Source organism: Streptomyces sp. NBC_00102 (assembly GCF_026343115.1).
In the GTDB taxonomy this organism is placed as follows: domain Bacteria; phylum Actinomycetota; class Actinomycetes; order Streptomycetales; family Streptomycetaceae; genus Streptomyces.
In genome coordinates, this window is sequence record NZ_JAPEMC010000001.1 from 2,718,183 (window position 1) to 2,737,063 (window position 18,881).

Annotated in this window: 16 protein-coding genes; 9 read left to right on the top strand and 7 right to left on the bottom strand. The window is 73.2% G+C overall.

What is annotated here, in order from left to right; all coding sequences use genetic code 11:
* Window positions 1-162 precede the first annotated feature (162 nt).
* The 4 genes from OHA55_RS11980 to OHA55_RS11995 all read right to left on the bottom strand — a co-directional run bounded on the left by OHA55_RS11980 (window position 163) and on the right by OHA55_RS11995 (window position 3,542).
* Window positions 163-993, bottom strand: coding sequence for a tetratricopeptide repeat protein (locus OHA55_RS11980; protein ID WP_266705579.1), 831 nt, complete (start codon window positions 991-993; stop codon window positions 163-165).
* The gene (locus OHA55_RS11985) at window positions 990-1,751 is read right to left on the bottom strand and encodes a hypothetical protein (RefSeq protein WP_266705581.1); all 762 of its coding nucleotides are present in this window, start codon (window positions 1,749-1,751) and stop codon (window positions 990-992) included. Before OHA55_RS11985 ends, OHA55_RS11980 begins: the two co-directional genes overlap by 4 nt.
* Window positions 1,752-1,896: 145 nt before the next feature.
* Window positions 1,897-2,400, bottom strand: coding sequence for a hypothetical protein (locus OHA55_RS11990; protein ID WP_266705583.1), 504 nt, complete (start codon window positions 2,398-2,400; stop codon window positions 1,897-1,899).
* 131 nt (window positions 2,401-2,531) lie between these two features.
* Window positions 2,532-3,542 carry a DMT family transporter gene (locus OHA55_RS11995; protein WP_266705585.1) on the bottom strand — a complete coding sequence of 337 codons (1,011 nt, stop codon included), beginning with the start codon at window positions 3,540-3,542 and terminating at the stop codon, window positions 2,532-2,534.
* Between the two features lie 204 nt (window positions 3,543-3,746).
* Here OHA55_RS11995 and OHA55_RS12000 point away from each other — a divergent pair, with 204 nt between their 5' ends.
* Together OHA55_RS12000 and OHA55_RS12005 are read left to right on the top strand one after the other, a co-directional pair.
* Window positions 3,747-4,685, top strand: a complete 939-nt coding sequence (locus OHA55_RS12000) for a LysR family transcriptional regulator (RefSeq protein WP_266705587.1) — start codon at window positions 3,747-3,749, stop codon at window positions 4,683-4,685.
* Window positions 4,686-4,783: 98 nt separating this feature from the next.
* Window positions 4,784-5,926 carry a serine hydrolase domain-containing protein gene (locus OHA55_RS12005; RefSeq protein WP_266705589.1) on the top strand — a complete coding sequence of 381 codons (1,143 nt, stop codon included), beginning with the start codon at window positions 4,784-4,786 and terminating at the stop codon, window positions 5,924-5,926.
* Between the two features lie 44 nt (window positions 5,927-5,970).
* Here OHA55_RS12005 and OHA55_RS12010 read toward each other — a convergent pair whose 3' ends face one another.
* The 3 genes from OHA55_RS12010 to OHA55_RS12020 all read right to left on the bottom strand — a co-directional run bounded on the left by OHA55_RS12010 (window position 5,971) and on the right by OHA55_RS12020 (window position 11,515).
* Window positions 5,971-6,774, bottom strand: coding sequence for a phosphatidate cytidylyltransferase (locus tag OHA55_RS12010; RefSeq protein WP_266705591.1), 804 nt, complete (start codon window positions 6,772-6,774; stop codon window positions 5,971-5,973).
* On the bottom strand, window positions 6,771-8,546 hold the full coding sequence (locus tag OHA55_RS12015; protein ID WP_266705593.1) for a histidinol-phosphate aminotransferase family protein: 1,776 nt from the start codon (window positions 8,544-8,546) through the stop codon (window positions 6,771-6,773). The genes OHA55_RS12010 and OHA55_RS12015 overlap by 4 nt, the downstream gene beginning before the upstream one ends.
* A gap of 92 nt (window positions 8,547-8,638) precedes the next feature.
* Window positions 8,639-11,515: an FAD-binding and (Fe-S)-binding domain-containing protein gene (locus tag OHA55_RS12020; RefSeq protein ID WP_266705595.1), complete on the bottom strand. Its 2,877-nt coding sequence runs from the start codon at window positions 11,513-11,515 to the stop codon at window positions 8,639-8,641.
* 433 nt (window positions 11,516-11,948) lie between these two features.
* Between OHA55_RS12020 and OHA55_RS12025 the strand changes: the two genes are divergently transcribed.
* The 7 genes from OHA55_RS12025 to serC all read left to right on the top strand — a co-directional run bounded on the left by OHA55_RS12025 (window position 11,949) and on the right by serC (window position 18,837).
* Window positions 11,949-13,661, top strand: a complete 1,713-nt coding sequence (locus OHA55_RS12025; RefSeq protein WP_266705597.1) for an ATP-binding protein — start codon at window positions 11,949-11,951, stop codon at window positions 13,659-13,661.
* Entirely contained in the window at window positions 13,658-14,101 is a 444-nt protein-coding gene (locus OHA55_RS12030) for a roadblock/LC7 domain-containing protein (RefSeq protein WP_266705599.1), read from the top strand. Before OHA55_RS12025 ends, OHA55_RS12030 begins: the two co-directional genes overlap by 4 nt.
* Window positions 14,101-14,472 carry a DUF742 domain-containing protein gene (locus OHA55_RS12035; RefSeq protein WP_266705601.1) on the top strand — a complete coding sequence of 124 codons (372 nt, stop codon included), beginning with the start codon at window positions 14,101-14,103 and terminating at the stop codon, window positions 14,470-14,472. The genes OHA55_RS12030 and OHA55_RS12035 overlap by 1 nt, the downstream gene beginning before the upstream one ends.
* The gene (locus tag OHA55_RS12040; RefSeq protein ID WP_266705603.1) at window positions 14,453-15,109 is read left to right on the top strand and encodes an ATP/GTP-binding protein; all 657 of its coding nucleotides are present in this window, start codon (window positions 14,453-14,455) and stop codon (window positions 15,107-15,109) included. Before OHA55_RS12035 ends, OHA55_RS12040 begins: the two co-directional genes overlap by 20 nt.
* Window positions 15,106-16,365 carry a cytochrome P450 gene (locus OHA55_RS12045; protein ID WP_266705605.1) on the top strand — a complete coding sequence of 420 codons (1,260 nt, stop codon included), beginning with the start codon at window positions 15,106-15,108 and terminating at the stop codon, window positions 16,363-16,365. Before OHA55_RS12040 ends, OHA55_RS12045 begins: the two co-directional genes overlap by 4 nt.
* A 56-nt stretch (window positions 16,366-16,421) precedes the next feature.
* Entirely contained in the window at window positions 16,422-17,609 is a 1,188-nt protein-coding gene (locus OHA55_RS12050) for a cytochrome P450 (RefSeq protein ID WP_266710578.1), read from the top strand.
* A gap of 109 nt (window positions 17,610-17,718) precedes the next feature.
* Window positions 17,719-18,837 (top strand): phosphoserine transaminase, encoded by a 1,119-nt coding sequence (serC, locus tag OHA55_RS12055; RefSeq protein WP_266705607.1) that lies wholly within the window; start codon window positions 17,719-17,721, stop codon window positions 18,835-18,837.
* Window positions 18,838-18,881: the final 44 nt, after the last annotated feature.

The following is an 18,881-nucleotide window of genomic DNA, read 5'->3' on the forward strand; positions in this document are numbered from 1 at the left end:
CTCGGGGCATGGCGTGGTGTCCCGGAGCATTCCAGCGGCCGGAGAAACAAGCAAGCATGCTTGCATGATTTTCTGCGTCCGGGTTCTCCCCGACCTCCCGCCCACCCTCGCAGGATCAGTGAGGGTGGGCAGCGAGCGAGGGCAGCGAGCGGGAGCAGGCGCCTACGGCCGTGCACCGTCCATGCGATCGAGCAGCGTTCGGGCCTCGACCGTGCGGCGATGGTCCGGGCCGAAGGAGGCCAGGCAGGCATCGTGAGCGGCTACAGCCAGGCTGCGGGCCTCGCGGACTCGGTCCAAGCCCGACAGAGCGTTTGCGAGGACGAGTTCGACTGCGCCCCGCTCCGGGAGCCGCTGACGCTCGGGCAGAGCCCGGTACTGACTGTCTGCGCGCCGCGCCTCGGCGAGGGCTGCTTCGTAGCGGGCTTGGCCGTTGAGACTGCGAGCCAGACCGAGTCGCAGGACGAGTGACGTCGGTTCACGTGCAGGGCAGGCGGCCAGGGCCGCGCGGGCGATCGCCTCGGCCTCCTGATGGCGCCCCTGCGCGTTGAGGGCGAAGGCCAGCCCGTTGCGGGCAACCGCTGCCAGGCGAGTCATTTCCGGACCGGTTCCGCGGGCCGCGAATGCGGTGACGGCCGCACACTCCGCCTCGCACTCGGCGTACTCTCCGAGCGAGGTCACATGCTGGGCGCGGTCCGAGCGCAGCTTCCACGTCAGGTAGTGATCGGCGCCGAATATCCTGCGGAAGCGGGCCAGCGCTTCGTCGTAGGTGGCGAGCGCCTCGGCGTTGCGACCTTGAGCGCCCGTCGCGAGGGCGGCGATGTTCAACGCCGCTGCCGCGTATGCCTGGTTTTCTGTCTTCGATCGCGCCACAGCACGTGCTTCGGCTTCCGCCTCGGCGTAACGCCCCGCCTCGTACAGCGCTTTGGCCTCGGCTACGGGTGTTCCCGTCATCTTCTGGGCGTCGCTTCGACCGCGTGGCCGGAAGAATTTCATGACCGGGAGCATACGGATGCCGCGCGGGTCGCCCGGCGAGGCGGCAGAGAGAGGGGCGACCGCTCGCGCCCTGAAGGCGCGTCCCAGCAGGAGTTCTCCTGCGCAGGTGACTTGTTGTTGCCCCCATGCGTCACGGAGCAACGCGTGGTGCCGCCTTGGATGAGCGCGGTCACCGTCCCCGCTCCGGCCGCGTGCCCCCGGAAGCGGAAGGCGAACGGCCACCCCTTCTCCAGGGCCACCGCCCCGCGCAGGGTGACCGTCACGCGAGCCGTGTGCAGCGGGTGGAGTACGTCGGTCCCGGGCGGCAGCGTCACGGTGCCCCGCACCCCGTCGGAACCGAAGTGAAAGGTGCACCGGTCGCCGGTGCGGATCTGAGCGCCGCCGCGCTCCTCCGCTTCCGCCTCCACCGAAAGGGCGATGTCCGCATGGAATGTGCCGTACGCGCCGATCGACCTCGGCCGCGCGAGGACCTGTCCCCTCTCGACCAGGCCCTCCACGGAACCCGGCAGAAGAAGACCGACGTTCGTACCCGCGTCCGCCTGTCCGGCGCGGGCGGTCCGTGACGTCCCGCCGCCCGGCCCTTCGATCCCGGCGACACGGACAGGCACACCGCCGCCCCTGCCGCCGACGACCTCCACGTCGTCGCCGACGCGGACCCGGCCCCGCTCGATCCGGCCGGTGACGAGGAGCGCGCGGCCCTGGCTGTGAGTGAACACGTCCTCGACCCACATCAGAAACGGCTCCGGCCGATCCTCCACCTGTTCCCACTGCTCCTTCGTCGAACGGGCACGAAACCGTCGGTGCGGGTCCCGAAGGACGCGTCGGCTGCGTGGAGCACGAGGATCTCAAGGCGGCGCCGAGAGCCGATCACTCCCCCTTGGGGGCGCGGCCGCGAGAAGGGTGTCAGGGCGTCCGGAGCACACCCTCGGGGTCCTCGGAAGCCATGGCGGCGAACTCCTGAAAGTCCACGTTGGCGAGGGCCAGATTCACCTGGACGGCGTGGACCTCGCCCGGCACGGTACGGAACGCGCGGACGGGCGGGTTGTCGATCAGTTCCTGGTAGTACGCCGGATCGAGGTCCTCGCCCTCGTCGGCGAACAGATCCAGCGCGAGGAGTGGCCGGGAAGGAGACCGCATGGTGACGGCGTCGGCGAGGAACAGCACGACGAGGTTCTCCACCACGCCTGCCGCGCGCACGACCTCCTCGACGCCGGCGCCGTCCCAGCACGGGTCGTCGATCAAGTGGAACCGCGCCTCGGCCTCGCCGTCCTCGCCCCACGGGCTGCGCAGCCCGGCCACCGTGGCCCGCCATGCCTCGTCGTCCGCGTAGTCGGTCCGGACGACGACGGGGTCGAAACCGTCGTCCTCATACTCTTCGGCCAGTTCGAACGCGGGCAGGGCTCGCACACCGTCTCCCTCATCCGGAACAGGGGGTCGCCGGGCATCCTCACACGCCCCACCGACAGAGGACCGGGCGCCCACCGGGGATGCCACCGCACCCCGGGACGCCCGGCCCGTTCCGCTCCTCGCCGAGGGGCCTACGCCTCCCGCCGCTTCCTCTTCCGCGCCGAGCCGCCCCGCCCCTGCCCCCGTACCGCCCCGACGCTCGCGCCGATGACCAGCGCGATGGCGAGGGCGTCCGTGGTGGAGAGGGCCTGGTCCAGGATGAGGAAGCCCGCCAGCGAGGCGATGGCCGGTTCGAGGCTCATCATGACGGCGAAGGTGGAGGCGGGCAGGCGGCGGAGCGCCATCATCTCCAGGGTGTACGGGAGGACGGAGCTGAGCAGGGCGACCGCGGCGCCGAGCAGGACGGTGGTCGGGACGGCCAGCTTCGTGCCGGACTCCGCGATGCCGAGGGGGAGCGAGAGGACAGCGGCTACGGCCATGGCGAGGGCGAGGCCGTCCGCCTTCGGGAAGCGGCGTCCGGTGCGGGAGCTGAACACGATGTACAGCGCCCACATCACGCCGGCCGCGACCGCGAGTCCGGCGCCCAGCAGGTCGAGCCGGCCGAACCCGCCCGCGCCGCCGAGCAGCCCCACTCCGACGAGGGCGAGCCCCGCCCACAGGAAGTTGATCAGGCGGCGGGAGGCGATGACGGAGAGGGCGAGCGGGCCGAGGACTTCCAGGGTGACCGCGATACCGAGCGGGATGCGGTCGAGCGCCTGGTAGAAGAGGTTGTTCATCGCGCCCATCGCCACGCCGAACGCGACGACGGTGCCCCAGTCGGCGCGGGTGTAGCCGCGCACCTTCGGGCGGCAGACGGCGAGCAGCACCACGGCGGCGACCAGCAGCCGCAACGTCACCACGCCGAACGCGCCGGCCCTCGGCATCAGCAGCGCGGCGACGGCCGAACCGAACTGGACCGAGACCACACCGCCGACCACCAGGGCGACCGGTACGAGCGCGGCACCGCGTCCCGTCGGCAGCCCGGAGCCGGGACCGTGCGCACCGCCGGTGGGAGCCTCGGGGGCTCCGTCGACGGCGGTCACCGCCTCGGGGACGGCGACGGCTGCGGCGGCCGGCTCTACGGCGCTGCGCTGGTCGTTCACTGGGGGCCTTTCAAGGTCAGCAACTAAAAAGAGGGACGCGGGAGGAGTGGGCCGGTCCTCGCCGGGCCACCCTCCCCTCCAGTACAACATATTGAACCGCAAGGAACATCAAACCGGACTTCGCGTGGAAGCCCTCCAGGCCACCGTAGGCAGCCGCGTGCCGCGCGTGAAATACCTTTCGTGCTCCGGTTATGCTCCGCACGCATGAGCACAGGTGAGTACGGAGACGGCACGCGACGGTCCGGCGGCGGACGCCAGATCGAGCTGCGGCATCTGCGCGCCTTCCTCGCCGTCGCGGACGAAGGGAACGTCACCCGCGCGGCCGCCCGCCTCGGCCTCACCCAGCCCGCCGTCTCCCGGACCCTCGCCGCGCTGGAGGCCCACCTCGGCACCCGGCTCGTCGACCGTTCCACCCACCACCTCGCCCTCACCCCGGAGGGCGTCGCCTTCCGGGACCGGGCGGCACTCGCGGTCAGCGCCTTCGACGACGCGACGGACCCCGGGCGCCCGCAGCGGCGCCCCCTGCGGCTCGGGCACGCCTGGTCGGCGTTCGGCCCGTACACGACTCCGCTGCTGCGTACCTGGCAGGCGCGGTATCCGCAGACCCCGCTGGAGCTGCTGCGCATCGACGACCGCACGGCCGGGCTCGCCCGGGGCGAGGTGGACGCGGCGCTGCTGCGCGGACCGGTGGAAGCGCCGGGGCTGGTCACCGAGGTGCTGTTCACCGAGCCCAGGGTCGCGGCGGTCACGGCGGACGGGCCCCACGCCGGCCGTGCCGCGCTGACGCTCGCCGATCTGGCGGACGGGCCGGTGGTCCTGAACCCGGTCTCCGGCTCCACCACGCTGGGCCTCTGGCCCCCGGACGCACGCCCCACCGCCGCCCTCACCGTCGCCAACACCGACGACTGGCTCACCGCCATCGCCGCCGGCCGCGGCTCGGGCGTCTCGGCCGCCTCCACCGCCGGCATGCACCCGCACTCCGGAGTCGCCTTCGTCCGGCTCACGGACGCCCCGCCGCTGCCCGTCCTGCTCGCCCGCCGCGACGGCCCCGGCCACCCGGCGCTCCCCCATCTCGCGGCACTGGCACGGGAGATCGTCGCGGGCGAGGGCGCCGCCGACAGGTACCGGGAATCCGGCGGCTGAGGGAAACAGCCGCCCTCGTGCGCCAGTTGGGAGATCCTGAACGCCGCCGCCACGCATCACCGGAAGGGCGGCGGCCCGTCGGCCCCTGGGGGAACCGCATGACGCAGGAGATCACCGCGCACGGATCCGTCGCACCGGGCTTCGAGGGGGTGCGGGACGCCTTCGTGGCCGTGCTCGCCGAGGACATCACCGAGCCCGGCTCCCAGCTCGCGGTGCGGCTGCACGGCCGGAGGGTGGTGGACCTGTGGGCGGGCGAGGGCATCGGGGCGACCTCGCTGCTCCCGGTCTTCTCGTCCACCAAGGGCGCCGCGCACCTGGTCGTGGCGCTGCTGGTGCAGGACGGCACCCTGGACCTGGACCGCGCGGTGGCCTCGTACTGGCCGGAGTTCGCCGCCGCCGGTACGGACACGCTGACGCTCCGGGAGCTGCTCGCGCACCGCAGCGGCCTGGTCGGCGCGAGCCCCCGGTTCACCGACGAGGAGCTGGCCGACGACCGGCTGGTCGCCGAACGGCTGGTGCGGCAGAAGCCGTTCTGGGAGCCCGGTACGGCGTACGGCTACCACGCCGTGGTGATCGGCGCGTTGACCGGCGAGGTGGTGCGGCGGGCCACCGGCCGCTCGATCCAGGAGTGGCGCGAGGAGCGGGTACGGGCCCCGTACGGCCTGGAGCTGTACCTCGGCCTGCCCGAGGCGCTGGAACCCCGCTTCGTACCGATACGCCCCATGGCGCCGACCCCGGAGCAGGCCGAGACCCTGACCGCCTTCCCGCCGGACCCGGAGGGCGTGTTCGCCGCCGCGTTCAACCTGCCGACGGACCTGGCCGTGTGGGCCAACATCCCGGTGGTGCGCGCGCTCGGCTCGGCCTCGGCCGGAGGGGTGGGGTCCGCGCGCGGGCTCGCCGGGATGTACGCGGCGGCGATCTCCGAGGTGGACGGCACGCCCCCGCTGCTGACCCCGGCCACCGCCGCCGAGTTCGCCCGCCTCTCCTGGCCCGGGACCGACCTGGTGACCGGCGCGGAGGACGCCTTCGGGCTGGGCTTCCGGCGGTCGTCGGGGCAGTATCCCGCCCTGAGCGACGGGGCGTTCGGCCACTCCGGCGCGGCGGGCTCGCAGGCGTTCGCCGACCCGGAGCAAGGCATCGCGTACGGCTACACCCGCCGCCGGTACGCCTACCCGGGCGGCGAGGCACCGGAGAACGCGCGCCTGGTGGACGCGGTGGTGCGGGCGGTACGGGACGTCTGAGCGGGGCGGCCCCGGGGAGGGCACCCGGGCCGCCCCGTTCGGGCTCAGCTCAGGACGAGCAGGACGGCCAAGGCGAAGAGCAGCGAGTCGATCCGGTCCAGCAGCCCCCCGGACCCGGCGAGCCACCGCCCGGAGTCCTTGACCCGGGCCCCTCGCTTGACCATCGATTCGAGCAGATCGCCCGCCGGGCCGCCGACCGCCACCGCTATCGCCATCGGCCCGCTCAGCGCGGAGAGCACGGCGAGTACGGCAAGGCCGGCGGCGGCGCCCGCCAGGGTTCCGCTCCACCGCTTCGCCGGTGACAGCGGCGACAGCCCGGGCCCGCCCAGCGCCCGTCCCGCGAAGTACGCCACGATGTCGGCGATCGACACCGCCATGAACAGCGCGAGCGCACGCGCGCCGAGCGGTACCAGCCCGGCCAGGACACCGATCCAGGCCAGACCGAGCAGGCCCGCTCCGAGCCGACGCGGACCGTGGTCCGCGTCGCCCGCCAGGAGCGGCAGCGACGCCAGCGCGAGCGCCCCGACCGCCAACGCGCGCGGTTCCTGCCCCGGGGCCAGCAGAGCGGTCAGCACCACGCCCGTCACCGACGCCGCGAGGACCGCCCGGTCCACCCGGGGCATCCGCGTCAGCCCGCCGTACTCCACCACCGCGATCACGCCGACCAGGACGGCGAGCGTCGCGATGCCCGGACGGCCCCACCAGAACGCACCGGTGACCAGGGGCACTCCGACCGCCCAGGCGCACCACTTGGTCATCAGCTCACGCCGCCGGGAGGCCGCCGCCGCGACACCACCGGCCACGAGCGCCCCACCGAGGCAGGGCGCCAGCGAAGCAACCGTGATCATCGGGCGGGTACCGGAACGGGGTTGCTCCCGGCCACCGGGGAGGACGGGGCCGGGCCCGGGCGCAGCGCGTCCAGAGCGTCCCGGACGGCCGCGACGATGCGCGCGTTCTCGGCCGTGTCCTTGACCGCGACGCGCACCGTGCGCCCCCGGTACTCGGGCGACATGGGTGAGAGGTCGCGCAGGTAGACGTCGCTGCGGCGGCACTCCCGCACCAGAAGCGCGGCGCTCGGCCCGTCGGAGGGCAGCGTCAGGGTGAGCCAGTTGGCCACGGACTCCTCCACCTCCACGGCCGCGTCGAGCGCGGCGAGGTCGGCGGCCAAGCGCCGCCGCAGCTCGTGGGTGCGGAGCCAGCGGGAGGCGTAGTACGCCGGGTCCCGGAGCGCCGCCACCGCGGCGAGCTGGGCGGGAAGGCTCACCGACCACGGCGGTGTGCGGCGGCGCAGCTCCGCCGCGGTGGTGGCCTCGGCCACCAGGTACGCGGCGCGCATGCCGGACAGGGCGTACATCTTGGAGAGGGAGCTGCAGACCACCACGCGCGGGTCGGCCGCGGCGAGGCCGGCGAGCGACTCGGTCATGCCGACGTAGCCCAGGTACGCCTCGTCGATCCACCAGCGGGTACCGGCCGGCGCGGCGGCGATCAGGGAGCGCAGTGCGTCCGCGGGCGCGTGGCGGCCGGTCGGGTTGTTCGGGTTGACCACTACGACGAGGTCGTAACGCCCGTGCTCGACGGCGGCGGCCAACTCGGCCGTGTCCACGCGCCAGCCGTCCTCGCGGCGCAGCCGGAAGCGGTCCACCCGGCAGCCGATCACCCGCTCGGTGACGTGGGCGTATTCGCCGTAGCCGGGGTCCAGGAGGAGCACCCTGCTCTGCGGGGTCAGCCAGTGGGTGAAGGCCCTGAAGATCAGGTCGGACGAGCCGGCGCCGGGTACGAGTGTCTCGACGGGCAGCGCCCGTGCCCCGGCGATCTCCGCCAGCATGCCTTCCGCGCCGGTGGGCGGTGAGGTCCGGGCGGCCCACCCCGGGTCGTCCGCGAGTGCGGCCCGTACGCCGGGGGCGGGAGCGAACCAGGCGTCCAGCACGTCCGCCGCGACCACTTGGTGGCGGCGCTCCAGACTGGCGAAGTCCGTACCGATGGCGGTGAAGGAGACACCGCCGTGCTCGCAGCCGTCCGGCCGGGGAGCGAACGGGACATCCAGCCGCCAGTCCACCTGGCTCCGCAGCCGCTCCACCGCCGCGCGGCGGTCCATCGTGACCCTGGTCAGCTCGGCCACGCCGCCGGTCAGCACCTCGAAGGTCACCGCCCCGCAGCGGACGGTGTGCCCGACGGGCCGCAGACCGGCGGCCCGGTACATGGGCAGCAGTTCGGTGCGCCCCATCGCCACGATCCGCCGGCCGCCTCGGGAGGCGATCCAGCGCAGCGCCGCGTACATCAGGAGCGGCGCCGCCGCGGAGGACCGCCAGCGCGGCTCGACGGTCAGGACGCGCACCTCGAACAGGTCCTCCTCCGCCAGGAGCGGCAGTTCCTCGCGGGACAGGTACGCGTCCAGGCCGTACCGCCCCGACCAGGGCGGGGTCAGGCTGACGAACCCCGCACGGTCCTCTCCCCGCGCCGCGACCAGGTAGACGTTGGCGCCGTCGAGACGGTCGGGGAGCCGCCCCGCGGCGTTCGGCGCGTGCTGACCGAGCTCCTGCGCGTACACCCGGTGGCGCAGCTCGTGGATCCAGTCGAGGTCCTCGGGTGTGGCGGCGCGGAGTTGCAGGTCGGGGCTCATCAATTCCTCTTTCGACGCGGGAGATTGCATCGTGCGCACTCCGCGTCCGCCGCGTCAGGGGCGACCGGCCGGTGTGGCCTGGGTACGCGTACTCAGGCGGACCTGCCCCGAGTGTGATCATCCTTGCCACCGCCCTCTGCCGCCTCCAGCCCCTCCGCCAGCACCTCCGCCAGATGCCTGGCCCGTACCCCCGCGAGCTGCTCCAGTTGGGTACGGCAGGAGTAGCCGTCCGCCAGGATCTCCGTACCCGGGGCCGCCGACCGTACGGCGGGCAGCAGTTGCTCCTCCGCGCAGGCGGCCGAGACGTCCCAGTGACCCTTCTCGAAACCGAAGTTGCCCGCCAGGCCGCAGCACCCTCCGGACAACTCGCCGTCCAGTCCGGCCCGTTCTCGCAGCCGCCGGTCGGCGGCGTCACCGAGGACGGCATGCTGGTGACAGTGGGTCTGGCCGGCCACCTCCCGGCCCAGCCGGGGCGACTCCCAGTCGGGGGCGTACTCCTCCAGGTACTCGGCCAAGGTGCTTACGGATGCCGCGAGTTGGGCGGCTCGCGGATCGTCCGGGAGGAGCTCGGGGAGGTCGGTGCGGAGCGCTGCGGCGCAGCTGGGTTCGAGGACGACGAGTGGGCGGCCGGGCGGCTCGCCGAGGGAGGCGCCCAGCCGGTCCAGGGTGCGCCGCATGACCGTACGGGCCCGGTCGAGGCGGCCCGTGGAGACGTAGGTCAGTCCGCAGCAGAGCCCCGGCCCCGGGTGGCGCACGGTCCGTCCGGTGGACTCCAGCACGCGGACGGCGGCATGCCCCACCTGAGGGGAGAGGTAGGTGGTGAAGGTGTCCGGCCACAGCAGAACCTCCCCACCGGACCCGGCCCCGGCGCCGGCCTCCTCGCCCCGCCGCTTCCACCACCGGGTGAGCGGCTGCCGCGCCAGCGCCGGGATCGGCCGCTCCGGGGCGATGCCCGCCAGGCGCTTGGCGAGCGCGGCGAGTGGGCGCACCCGGGCCAGGGCGTTGAGCAGCGGGGCGAAGGGGGCGGCGAGGCGGAGCCAGCGGGGCAGTGAGCCCAGGGCGTAGTGCGCGGCGGGGCGGAGCCGGCCCCGGTAGTGGTGGTGGAGGAACTCCGCTTTGTAGGTGGCCATGTCGACGCCGACGGGGCAGTCGCTGCGGCAGCCCTTGCAGGAGAGGCAGAGGTCGAGCGCGTCGCGGACCTCCGTGGAGCGCCAGCCGTCGGTGACGATCTCGCCCGCGAGCATCTCGTGCAGCAGCCGGGCCCGGCCGCGCGTGGAGTGCTTTTCCTCGCCGGTGGCGCGGAAGGAGGGGCACATGACGCCCGCACCGGGCGTCGTCGTACGGCACTTGGCGACGCCCACGCAGCGGCTGACCGCCGACGTGAAGTCGCCGCCGTCCTCGGGGTAGCCGAAGGCGACGTCGACCGGGCGGCGAGGCAGGACGTCGAAGCGGAGGTTGGTGTCGAGCGGGTCGGGGCGGACCAGCATGCCGGGGTTCATCCCGCCGTACGGGTCCCACAGGTCCTTGAACTCCGCGAAGAGCTGGACGAGTTCGGCGCCGTACATGAGCGGGAGGAGTTCGGCGCGGGCCTGTCCGTCGCCGTGTTCGCCGCTGAGCGATCCGCCGTGGGCGGCGACGAGGCGGGCCTGGTCCTCGGAGAAGCGGCGGAAGCGGGCGATGCCGTCGGGGGTACGGAGGTCGAAGTCGATGCGGACGTGGATGCAGCCGTCGCCGAAGTGGCCGTACGGGGCTCCGTGCAGGCCGTGTTCGGCGAGCAGGGCGCGGAACTCGCGGAGGTACGGGCCGAGTCGGGCGGGCGGCACCGCGCAGTCCTCCCAGCCGGGCCAGGCTTCGGTGCCGTCGGGCATCCGGGTGGCGGTTCCGGCGGCGTCCTCGCGGATGCGCCACAGGGCGCGTTGTCCGGCGGGGTCGGTGACCACGGCGGCGTCGAGGGCGTCGGCGGCGCGCACGATCCGCCTCGCACCGTCCCGGGCTTCGACGGGGGTGGCGCCGCCGGTCTCGACGAAGAGCCAGGCGCCGCCCCGGGGCAGTCCGACCGATTCGCGTACCAGGTCGGCGGCCATGCCCTCGACGGTGAGCGGGCCGTACGGGAGGAGTCCGGCGGCGGCTTCGGCGGCGGCCGGCTCGTCCGGGTAGCCGAGGACGGCGAGGGCGCGGGCGGGCGGGGATTCGACCAGCCGGACGGTGGCCTCGGTGACGACACCGAGGGTGCCCTCGCTGCCGCAGAAGGCGCGGGCGACGTCGGGGCCGCCGGGACGTTCGGGGAGCAGGGCGTCGAGCGCGTAGCCGGAGATGCGGCGCGGGAGGTCGGGGAAGCCGGTACGGAGCGGGGCGAGGTGGCGGTCGACGAACTCCCGCAGCCCCGGCGGGGCTCCGGGGGTGTCGGCGCTCCCCCAGCCGCGGCCGAGGCGCAGGGTGTCGCCGCCGTAGCGGGCGACGGTGAGGGCGTGGACGTTGTCGGCGGTGGTGCCCCAGGCGACGGAGTGGGCGCCGCAGGAGTTGTTGCCGATCATGCCGCCGAGGGTGCAGCGGCCGTGGGTGGACGGGTCGGGGCCGAAGGTCAGTCCGTGCGGGGCGGCGGCGGCCCGCAGGTGGTCGAGGACGACGCCGGGCTGGACGACGGCCGTCCGGGACGCGGGGTCCAGCTCCAGGACGGCGTCCAGGTGCCGGGTGAGGTCGAGGACGACGCCGGTGCCGGTCGCCTGGCCCGCGATGGAGGTGCCGCCGCCGCGCGGGACGACGGGCACCCCGTGGGCGCGGCAGACGGCGAGGGCGGTGGTGACGTCGTCGGCGTCGCGCGGGGCCACGACCCCGAGGGGGACCCGGCGGTAGTTGGAGGCGTCCATGGTGGTGAGCGCGCGGGAGGCCACGTCGAAGAAGGTCTCCCCCCGGACCTCGGAGCGGAGGTCCCGGGCCAGGGCGTCACTGGGGGCGTGCGGTTCGGCCATGGTCACCAGCATGCCGCGCGGGCGCGGGCACTCGCCGGACCACACCGCGCAGGGGCGGGCACTCCTTGGGCAACACCGCGCGGGCGCTCACCGGAGAACACCGCGCGGGTGTGAGCGCTCTTGGGGCACTCTTCGGACAACCCGCCCGCACAGCCACATACGCAACACAGAACGAACAGAGAACGCCACCATCGCTTCCCAAAAGGACCCTCAATTCTCCTATAGTGAGCACGACTTGCGCTGGAACAATCAGCTCCAGTTGTTACGGCCCACTCACTCTCCGCGACGAAGGCCGTAGTCCCGACCGCCCCCACACCCGCAGCGTCCGTTGCGCCGCCCGACCAGCCGGCGCCCCGGCCGACGGCGTCGCCCGGCCGGCGAGCGCCGCCCGACCGGTCGGCGCAGCCCGTGCCGTCCGCCCCAAGGACTCCGATTGCGCCCCTCAACCCGGTCGACCGCGCTCACCGCGCTGGTGTCGGCAGTCGTCTCAGGCTCGCTGTGCGTGTGGGCCGCGTCCGTGGCACCCGACTCGGTGCGGACCCCGCTGGCCTGGGGGGCGGGTGCGGCGGCCGTCGCGCTGACCGTGGCCGTGACCGTCGCCGCCCACGCCCTGGGTACCGCACGGGCGCTACGGGAGGCCCGGGCGGCCGACAGCCGGAGGTTCACCGACGACACCACCCGCCTGGTGTCGTCCGCCTCGGCCGACGCGCAGCGCTTCACCGCGGAGGCCGCCCGGATCAAGGCCACCTTGCGCGCCGAGGCCACCCGGGCCGCCTCCGAGGCGGCCACCGCGCTCGCCAAGGCCACCGCGGACGCGGCTGCGGCCAAGGAGCGGCTGGCCGCCGAGACCGACCGGCGTACGGCCGAGAACGAGGCCGACCGGGAACGCTTCGCGGGCGAGAAGGCCGGCCTGACCGCCCGCCTCGCCCAGGCCGAGCGGGAGCGGTCCGCCGCCCTGGCGACGGGCGCCAACGCGGCGAGCCGGATGCAGGCGCTGGCCACCAGCATGCTGGCCGACCTGCGGGAGATGGAGAACCGGCACACCGACGAGAACGTCCTGGGCGACCTGCTCCACCTGGACCACCGCACCGCTCAGGCGGGCCGGCTCGCCGACTCCGTCGCGGTGCTGACCGGTGCGCGCTCCGGGCGCCGGTGGGCCAGGCCGATCGGGATGGAGTCCATCCTGCGCGGCGCGATGGGCCGGATCAGCGGCTACCGCCGCATCCGGCTGCACTCGACCAGCGACGTGGCCATCGCCGGTCACGCGGCCGAGGGCGTCATGCACGCGCTCGCGGAACTCCTCGACAACGCCGCCAACTTCTCGCCGCCCACCGCCGAAGTGCACGTGTACGTCGAAGAGGTACCGGCCGGTGTGGTGATCACCGTGGAGGACAGCGGGCTCGTCATGAGCGACGTGCAGCTGCGCCGCGCCGAGCGGGCCGTCTCCCCGGACGATCAGAGCTACACCTCGCTCACCGGCACCCGCCTCGGCCTCGCCGTCGTCGGCCGCCTCGCCCACAAGCACGGCCTGCGGGTCTCCTTCCGGCCGTCGGCGCGCGGCGGCACCGGCGCGCTGCTGATGCTGCCGCAGGAGCTCATCTCCCGTACTCCGCAGGGCGCCACGGCCCCGTCGCTGCCTGCCGTCGCACCGAAGCCCCGTACGCCCGAACCGGAGCCCGCCCACTCCGCGGCGGACCCCGGCGAGGGCGAGGCCAGGCCGGGTACGGGCCCCGAAAAGGCCCAGCGGTCCGAGACAGCCGCGCAGGCCGAGGAAGCCGCGCAGACCGAACGGACGGAAAACGCCCAGCAGGCCGAGGAAGCCGCGCAGGCCGAACGGACGGAAAAGGGCGAGCGGGCCGGGACCGGCGCGGCAGCCGCGACCGGAACCAGCACGACGGCGCGGACTCCCGAGTCCGAGGCCGAATCGACGGGATCCTTCCCGCAGTTCGGCGAGAGCGGGCTGCCCCGGCGCCGACGCGGGCGTACCTTCGCCGCCGCGGAGTCCCGTGCGGCGGCCTCCGCCCCCGCCGACACCGCGACCCCCCGGGAACGGGCCGACGTCGCCAAGAGGCAGGCCGAGCGCTTCTCCACCTTCAGCCAGGCAGTACGGGCCAACGCACCCCTCCCGGAAGGCAACACCCGATGACCGCGACCACCGACGAGAAGCTGAACTGGCTGCTGGAGGGCCTGCTCGAACGCACCCCCGGCGCCCGGCACGCCCTCGTGCTCTCCCGGGACGGCCTGAAGCTGTGCCGTACCCCCGAGCTCTCCGTGGACCAGGCCGACCAGCTCGCCGCGATCTCCGCCGGCATCCAGAGCCTCTCGCACGGCGCGTCCGTCGAGTTCGGCGACGGCAGCGGCGGCGTACGTTCGGCGATGGCCGAGTTCTACGGCGGGGTGCTGTTCATCGTGGAGGCCGGTACGGGCGCCCATCTGGCGGTCGTCGCCGCCGAGGACTCCGACGTGGGCCTCGTCGGGCACAACATGAGCGAGCTGGTCGAGCAGCTGGGCGAGCACCTCGTCGCGCCGCCCCGCGAAACCGACCCGTCCACCGGGCCGGGCGCCGACGCGGGAACCGTCGGCTGATGCCCCCGGTGCCGCGCCCCCGCCCCGGTCGTGACGACTCCCCCGACCGGCTCTACACCCTCACCGGTGGCCGCAGCCGGACGGACTCCGACGCCTTCGACCTGGTGACGCTCGTCGTCTCCGAGTGCGAGCCGGCCCCCGGCATGCAGTCGGAGCACGTCGCGATCCTGCGGATGTGCGAGCGCCCCATAGCGGTGGTCGAGATCGCCGCGGTCCTGAACCTGCCGGTCGGCATCGTCCGCATCATGCTCGGCGACATGCTCGACACGGGCCGGATCAGCGCACGCCATCCCCGTACCGCCCGTGTCGCGGACCGGCTCCCCGACCCCGACATCCTGGAACAGGTGCTCGTTGGACTCCGCAACCTCTGACCACGCCGCCCTCGGGGCGACGGCCGACAACGGACTGAAGATCGTCGTCGTCGGCGGATTCGGCGTGGGCAAGACGACCATGGTCCGTTCCGTGAGCGAGATACGTCCGCTCAGCACGGAGGAGACGATGACGCGCGCGGGCGAGGCCGTCGATCACCTCGACGGTGTGCAGTCGAAGGCGTCCACCACGGTCGCCTTCGACTTCGGCCGCATCACGCTGGACGAGCGCTCCGTGCTGTACCTCTTCGGGGCGCCCGGCCAGGAGCGTTTCTGGTTCCTGTGGGACCGCCTCTTCTCGGGCACGCTGGGCGCCGTCGTGCTGGTCGACACCCGTCGGCTCGCGGACTCCTGGTACGCCATCGACCGCCTGGAGCACCACGGCACGCCGTTCATCGTGGCGTGCAACGACTTCGGCGGCCCGCTCCACACCGAGCAGCAGATCCGTGACGCCCTCGACCTGTCGGAGGACGTCCCACTGGTGGAGTGCGACGCACGCGACCGGTCGTCCAGCAAGTACGTCCTGATCACGCTGGTCGAGCATCTCCACGCGCTGTCCGCCGCCCGTGCCCGGACTCCGGAAGGTGCGCTCGCGGGCGCCCCCGAGGCGGCCGGCCGAACCCCGGAGACCACCTCGTGAACGCGTGCCCCGTCGACCACGGTCAGAGTGCGGCCAAGGACCCCGGTCCGGTACCGCTGTCCGGGCCCCGGTTCGCCACCGAACCGCACCAGCTGTACCGGGAGGTGCGCCGGGACCACGGGCCGGTGGCGCCGATCGTGCTGCCCGGCGACGTACCGGCCTGGCTCGTCCTGGGCTACCGCGAACTGCACCAGGTCACCACCGACCCGGCCCTGTTCACCCGGGACTCGCAGATCTGGAACCAGTGGCCGAACATCGCGGACGACTGGCCCCTGCACCCGATGATCAGCAAGGACCAGCCGTCGATCCTCTACACGGTCGGCGAACGGCACAGCCGCCGTTCCCAGGTGATCAGTTCGGCGCTGGAGGGTACCGACCCCTTCGAACTCCGCAAGTACACCGAGGCGTTCGCGGACGAGCTGATCGACGCCTTCTGTTCGGCGGGCACGTGTGACCTGATCGCGGAGTACGCGATGCTGCTGCCGGTCCGGGTCCTCGCCAAGCTGTACGGCTTCCCGGACGAGCGGGGCCCCGCCCTCGTCACGGCGATGAACGACATGATCAACGGCGGTCCGGACGCGCTGGCCGGGCAGCGCCACATCGCCGGTTCCGTCATCGGGCTGGTGGCCGAGCGGTCCGCCGCGCCCGAGGACGACGTACCGTCCCGGATGCTCGCCGACACCGGCGAGTTCACCGACGACGAGGTCGCCCGGGACCTCATGGTCATGATGGCGGCCGCGCACCAGCCGACCGCCGACTGGATCGGCAACTCGCTGCGGCTGATGCTGACCGACGACCGGTTCGCCGCCTCGCTCTCCGGCGGCCGGCACAGCGTCGCCGAGGCGATGAACGAGGTGCTGTGGGAGGACACCCCCACCCAGAACGTGGCCGGCCGCTGGGCGAGCCGCGACACGCACCTCGGCGGCAAGCACATCCAGGCCGGTGACCTGCTGGTCCTGGGGGTCGCCGCCGCCAACGCCGATCCCCAGGTGCGTACCGACGGCTCCGCCCTCACCGGCGGCAACAACGCCTTCCTCTCCTTCGGCCACGGCGAGCACCGCTGCCCGTTCCCCGCCCAGGAGACCGCCGAGGTCATCGCCCGTACGGGGATCGAGGCGATCCTCGACCGGCTGCCCGACGTCGATCTCGCGGTCCCGGCCGAGGACCTCACCCGGCGCCCGTCGCCGTGGCTGCGCGGCCTGACCGAGCTGCCCGTCCGCTTCACACCCACTCCCGCCCTTGGAGGCACGCGGTGACCGCGACGACCACCGAACAGACCGGACCGCTCGACGACGAGCGCATCGTCCTCGACATGTTCGTCGGCGACCTGCGGGGCGAGAGCGCCCGGCTGCACGCGGCCGGTCCGCTCGTCCCCGTGGAGCTGCCCGGCGGTGTCCACATCTACGCCGTCACCCACCACGCCGAGGCGAAGGCGGCCCTCACGGACCCGCGCCTGGTGAAGGACATCGACGTCTGGAACGCCTGGCAGCGCGGCGAGATCGCCCACGACTGGCCGCTGATCGGGCTGGTCAACCCCGGCAAGACCATGCTGACTTCGGACGGCGCGGAGCACCGCAGGCTGCGCGGTCTGGTCGCCCAGGCGCTGACCGTGCGCCGGGTGGAGCGGCTCCGCGAGGGCATCCAGGCCCGTACCGACGAGCTGCTGGACCGGCTCGCCGCGCGCCCGGCGGGCGAGAGCGTCGACCTGAAGGCCGAGTTCGCCTACCCGCTGCCGATGAACGTCATCAGCGAGCTGATGGGCATCGGCACCGAGGACCTGCCCCGGATGAAGGAACTCTTCGACAAGTTCTTCTCCAACCTGACCCCGCCCGCCGAGGTCCCGCAGGTGATGGGGGACATCCACACCCTGTTCACGCGCATCCTGGAGGAGAAGAAGGAGTCCCCGGCCGACGACCTGACCGGGGCGCTGCTGAACGCCTCCGAGGACGGCGACCGTCTCACCGACGACGAGATCCTCAACACGCTCAAGCTGATCATCGCCGCCGGGCACGAGACCACCATCAGCCTGATCGTCAACACCGTCGTCGCCCTCCAGACCCACCCCGAGCAGCGCGCACTGGTCCTGTCGGGCGGGGCGACCTGGGAGGGCGCGATCGAGGAGACGCTGCGCTGGTCGTCGCCGACCTCGCACGTCCTGATCCGCTTCGCCACCGAGGACATCACCATCGGCGACCGGGTGCTGCCGAAGGGCGAGGGGCTGATGGTCTCGTTCGCCGCGCTGAGCCTGGACGAGAAGCAATGGGGCCCGGACGCGGCGGAGTTCGACCTCACCCGCTCCCCCAACCGCCACCTCTCCTTCGGCCACGGCCCGCACATCTGCCCGGGTGCCGCGCTCTCCCGCCTGGAGGCGGCCGTCGCGCTCCCCGCGCTGTACGCCCGTTTCCCGGAGCTGGAGCTCGCGGTCCCCGCCGCCGACCTGCGGAACAAGCCGATCGTGACCCAGAACGACCTCTTCGAACTCCCGGTCACCCTGGGCTGAGCCGATTCCGCTTACCGCACCGCCCGCGTGTTGTCCACGGGTCGGAGCGTCCGTCTCACCGGACGGACAGGGTCTTTCGCCCCGTCCGCGAGGGACTACGCTCCGAGTCGTGGCCGATATCCAGATTCCCGCTGACATCAAGCCCGCCGACGGACGCTTCGGCGCCGGGCCCTCCAAGGTGCGGACGGAGGCGCTCGACGCGCTGGCCGCCACCGGAACCTCTCTCCTCGGTACGTCCCATCGCCAGGCCCCGGTCAAGAACCTGGTCGGCGAGGTACGCGACGGTGTGCGCAGCCTCTTCTCCCTCCCCGAGGGGTACGAGGTCGTCCTCGGCAACGGCGGGTCCACCGCGTTCTGGGACGTCGCGACGCACGGTCTCATCGAGACGAAGTCCCAGCACCTGAACTTCGGTGAGTTCTCCTCGAAGTTCGCCAAGGCCGCGAAGCTCGCGCCGTGGCTGGCCGACCCGTCCGTGATCTCCTCCGAGCCCGGCACCCACCCGGAGCCGAAGGCCGAGGAGGGTGTCGACGTCTACGCCTTCACCCACAACGAGACCTCCACGGGTGTCGCGGCGCCGATCAAGCGCGTCGCCGGTGCCGACGAGGGCGCGCTCGTCCTGGTCGACGCCACCTCGGGCGCCGGCGGTCTGCCGGTCGACATCACCGAGACGGACGTCTACTACTTCGCCCCGCAGAAGTCCTTCGCCTCCGACGGCGGCCTCTGGATCGCGGCGTTCTCCCCGGCGGCCCTGGAGCGCGCGGCGCGCGTCCACGCCTCCGGCCGCCACGTCCCCGAGTTCTTCTCGCTGCCCACGGCGATCGACAACTCGACCAAGAACCAGACGTACAACACCCCGGCCCTCTCCACCCTCTTCCTGCTCAACGAGCAGCTGAAGTGGCTGAACGGCCAGGGCGGTCTGGACTTCGCGACCGGCCGCACCCGCGCGTCCTCCCAGAACCTCTACGGCTGGGCCGAGAACTCGAAGCACGCGACCCCGTTCGTCACCGACCCGGCGAAGCGCTCGCAGGTCATCGGTACGATCGACTTCTCGGACGACGTCGACGCCGCCGCGATCGCCAAGGTGCTCCGCGCCAACGGCATCGTGGACACCGAGCCGTACCGCAAGCTGGGCCGCAACCAGCTGCGCGTGGCGATGTTCCCGGCGATCGACCCGGCGGACGTCCAGGCCCTCACCGCCTGCATCGACTACGTCATCGAGAAGCTGTAACCGCTCCGGCACCCCGGCTCACCGCCTGGCGCCTGACGCCTGAC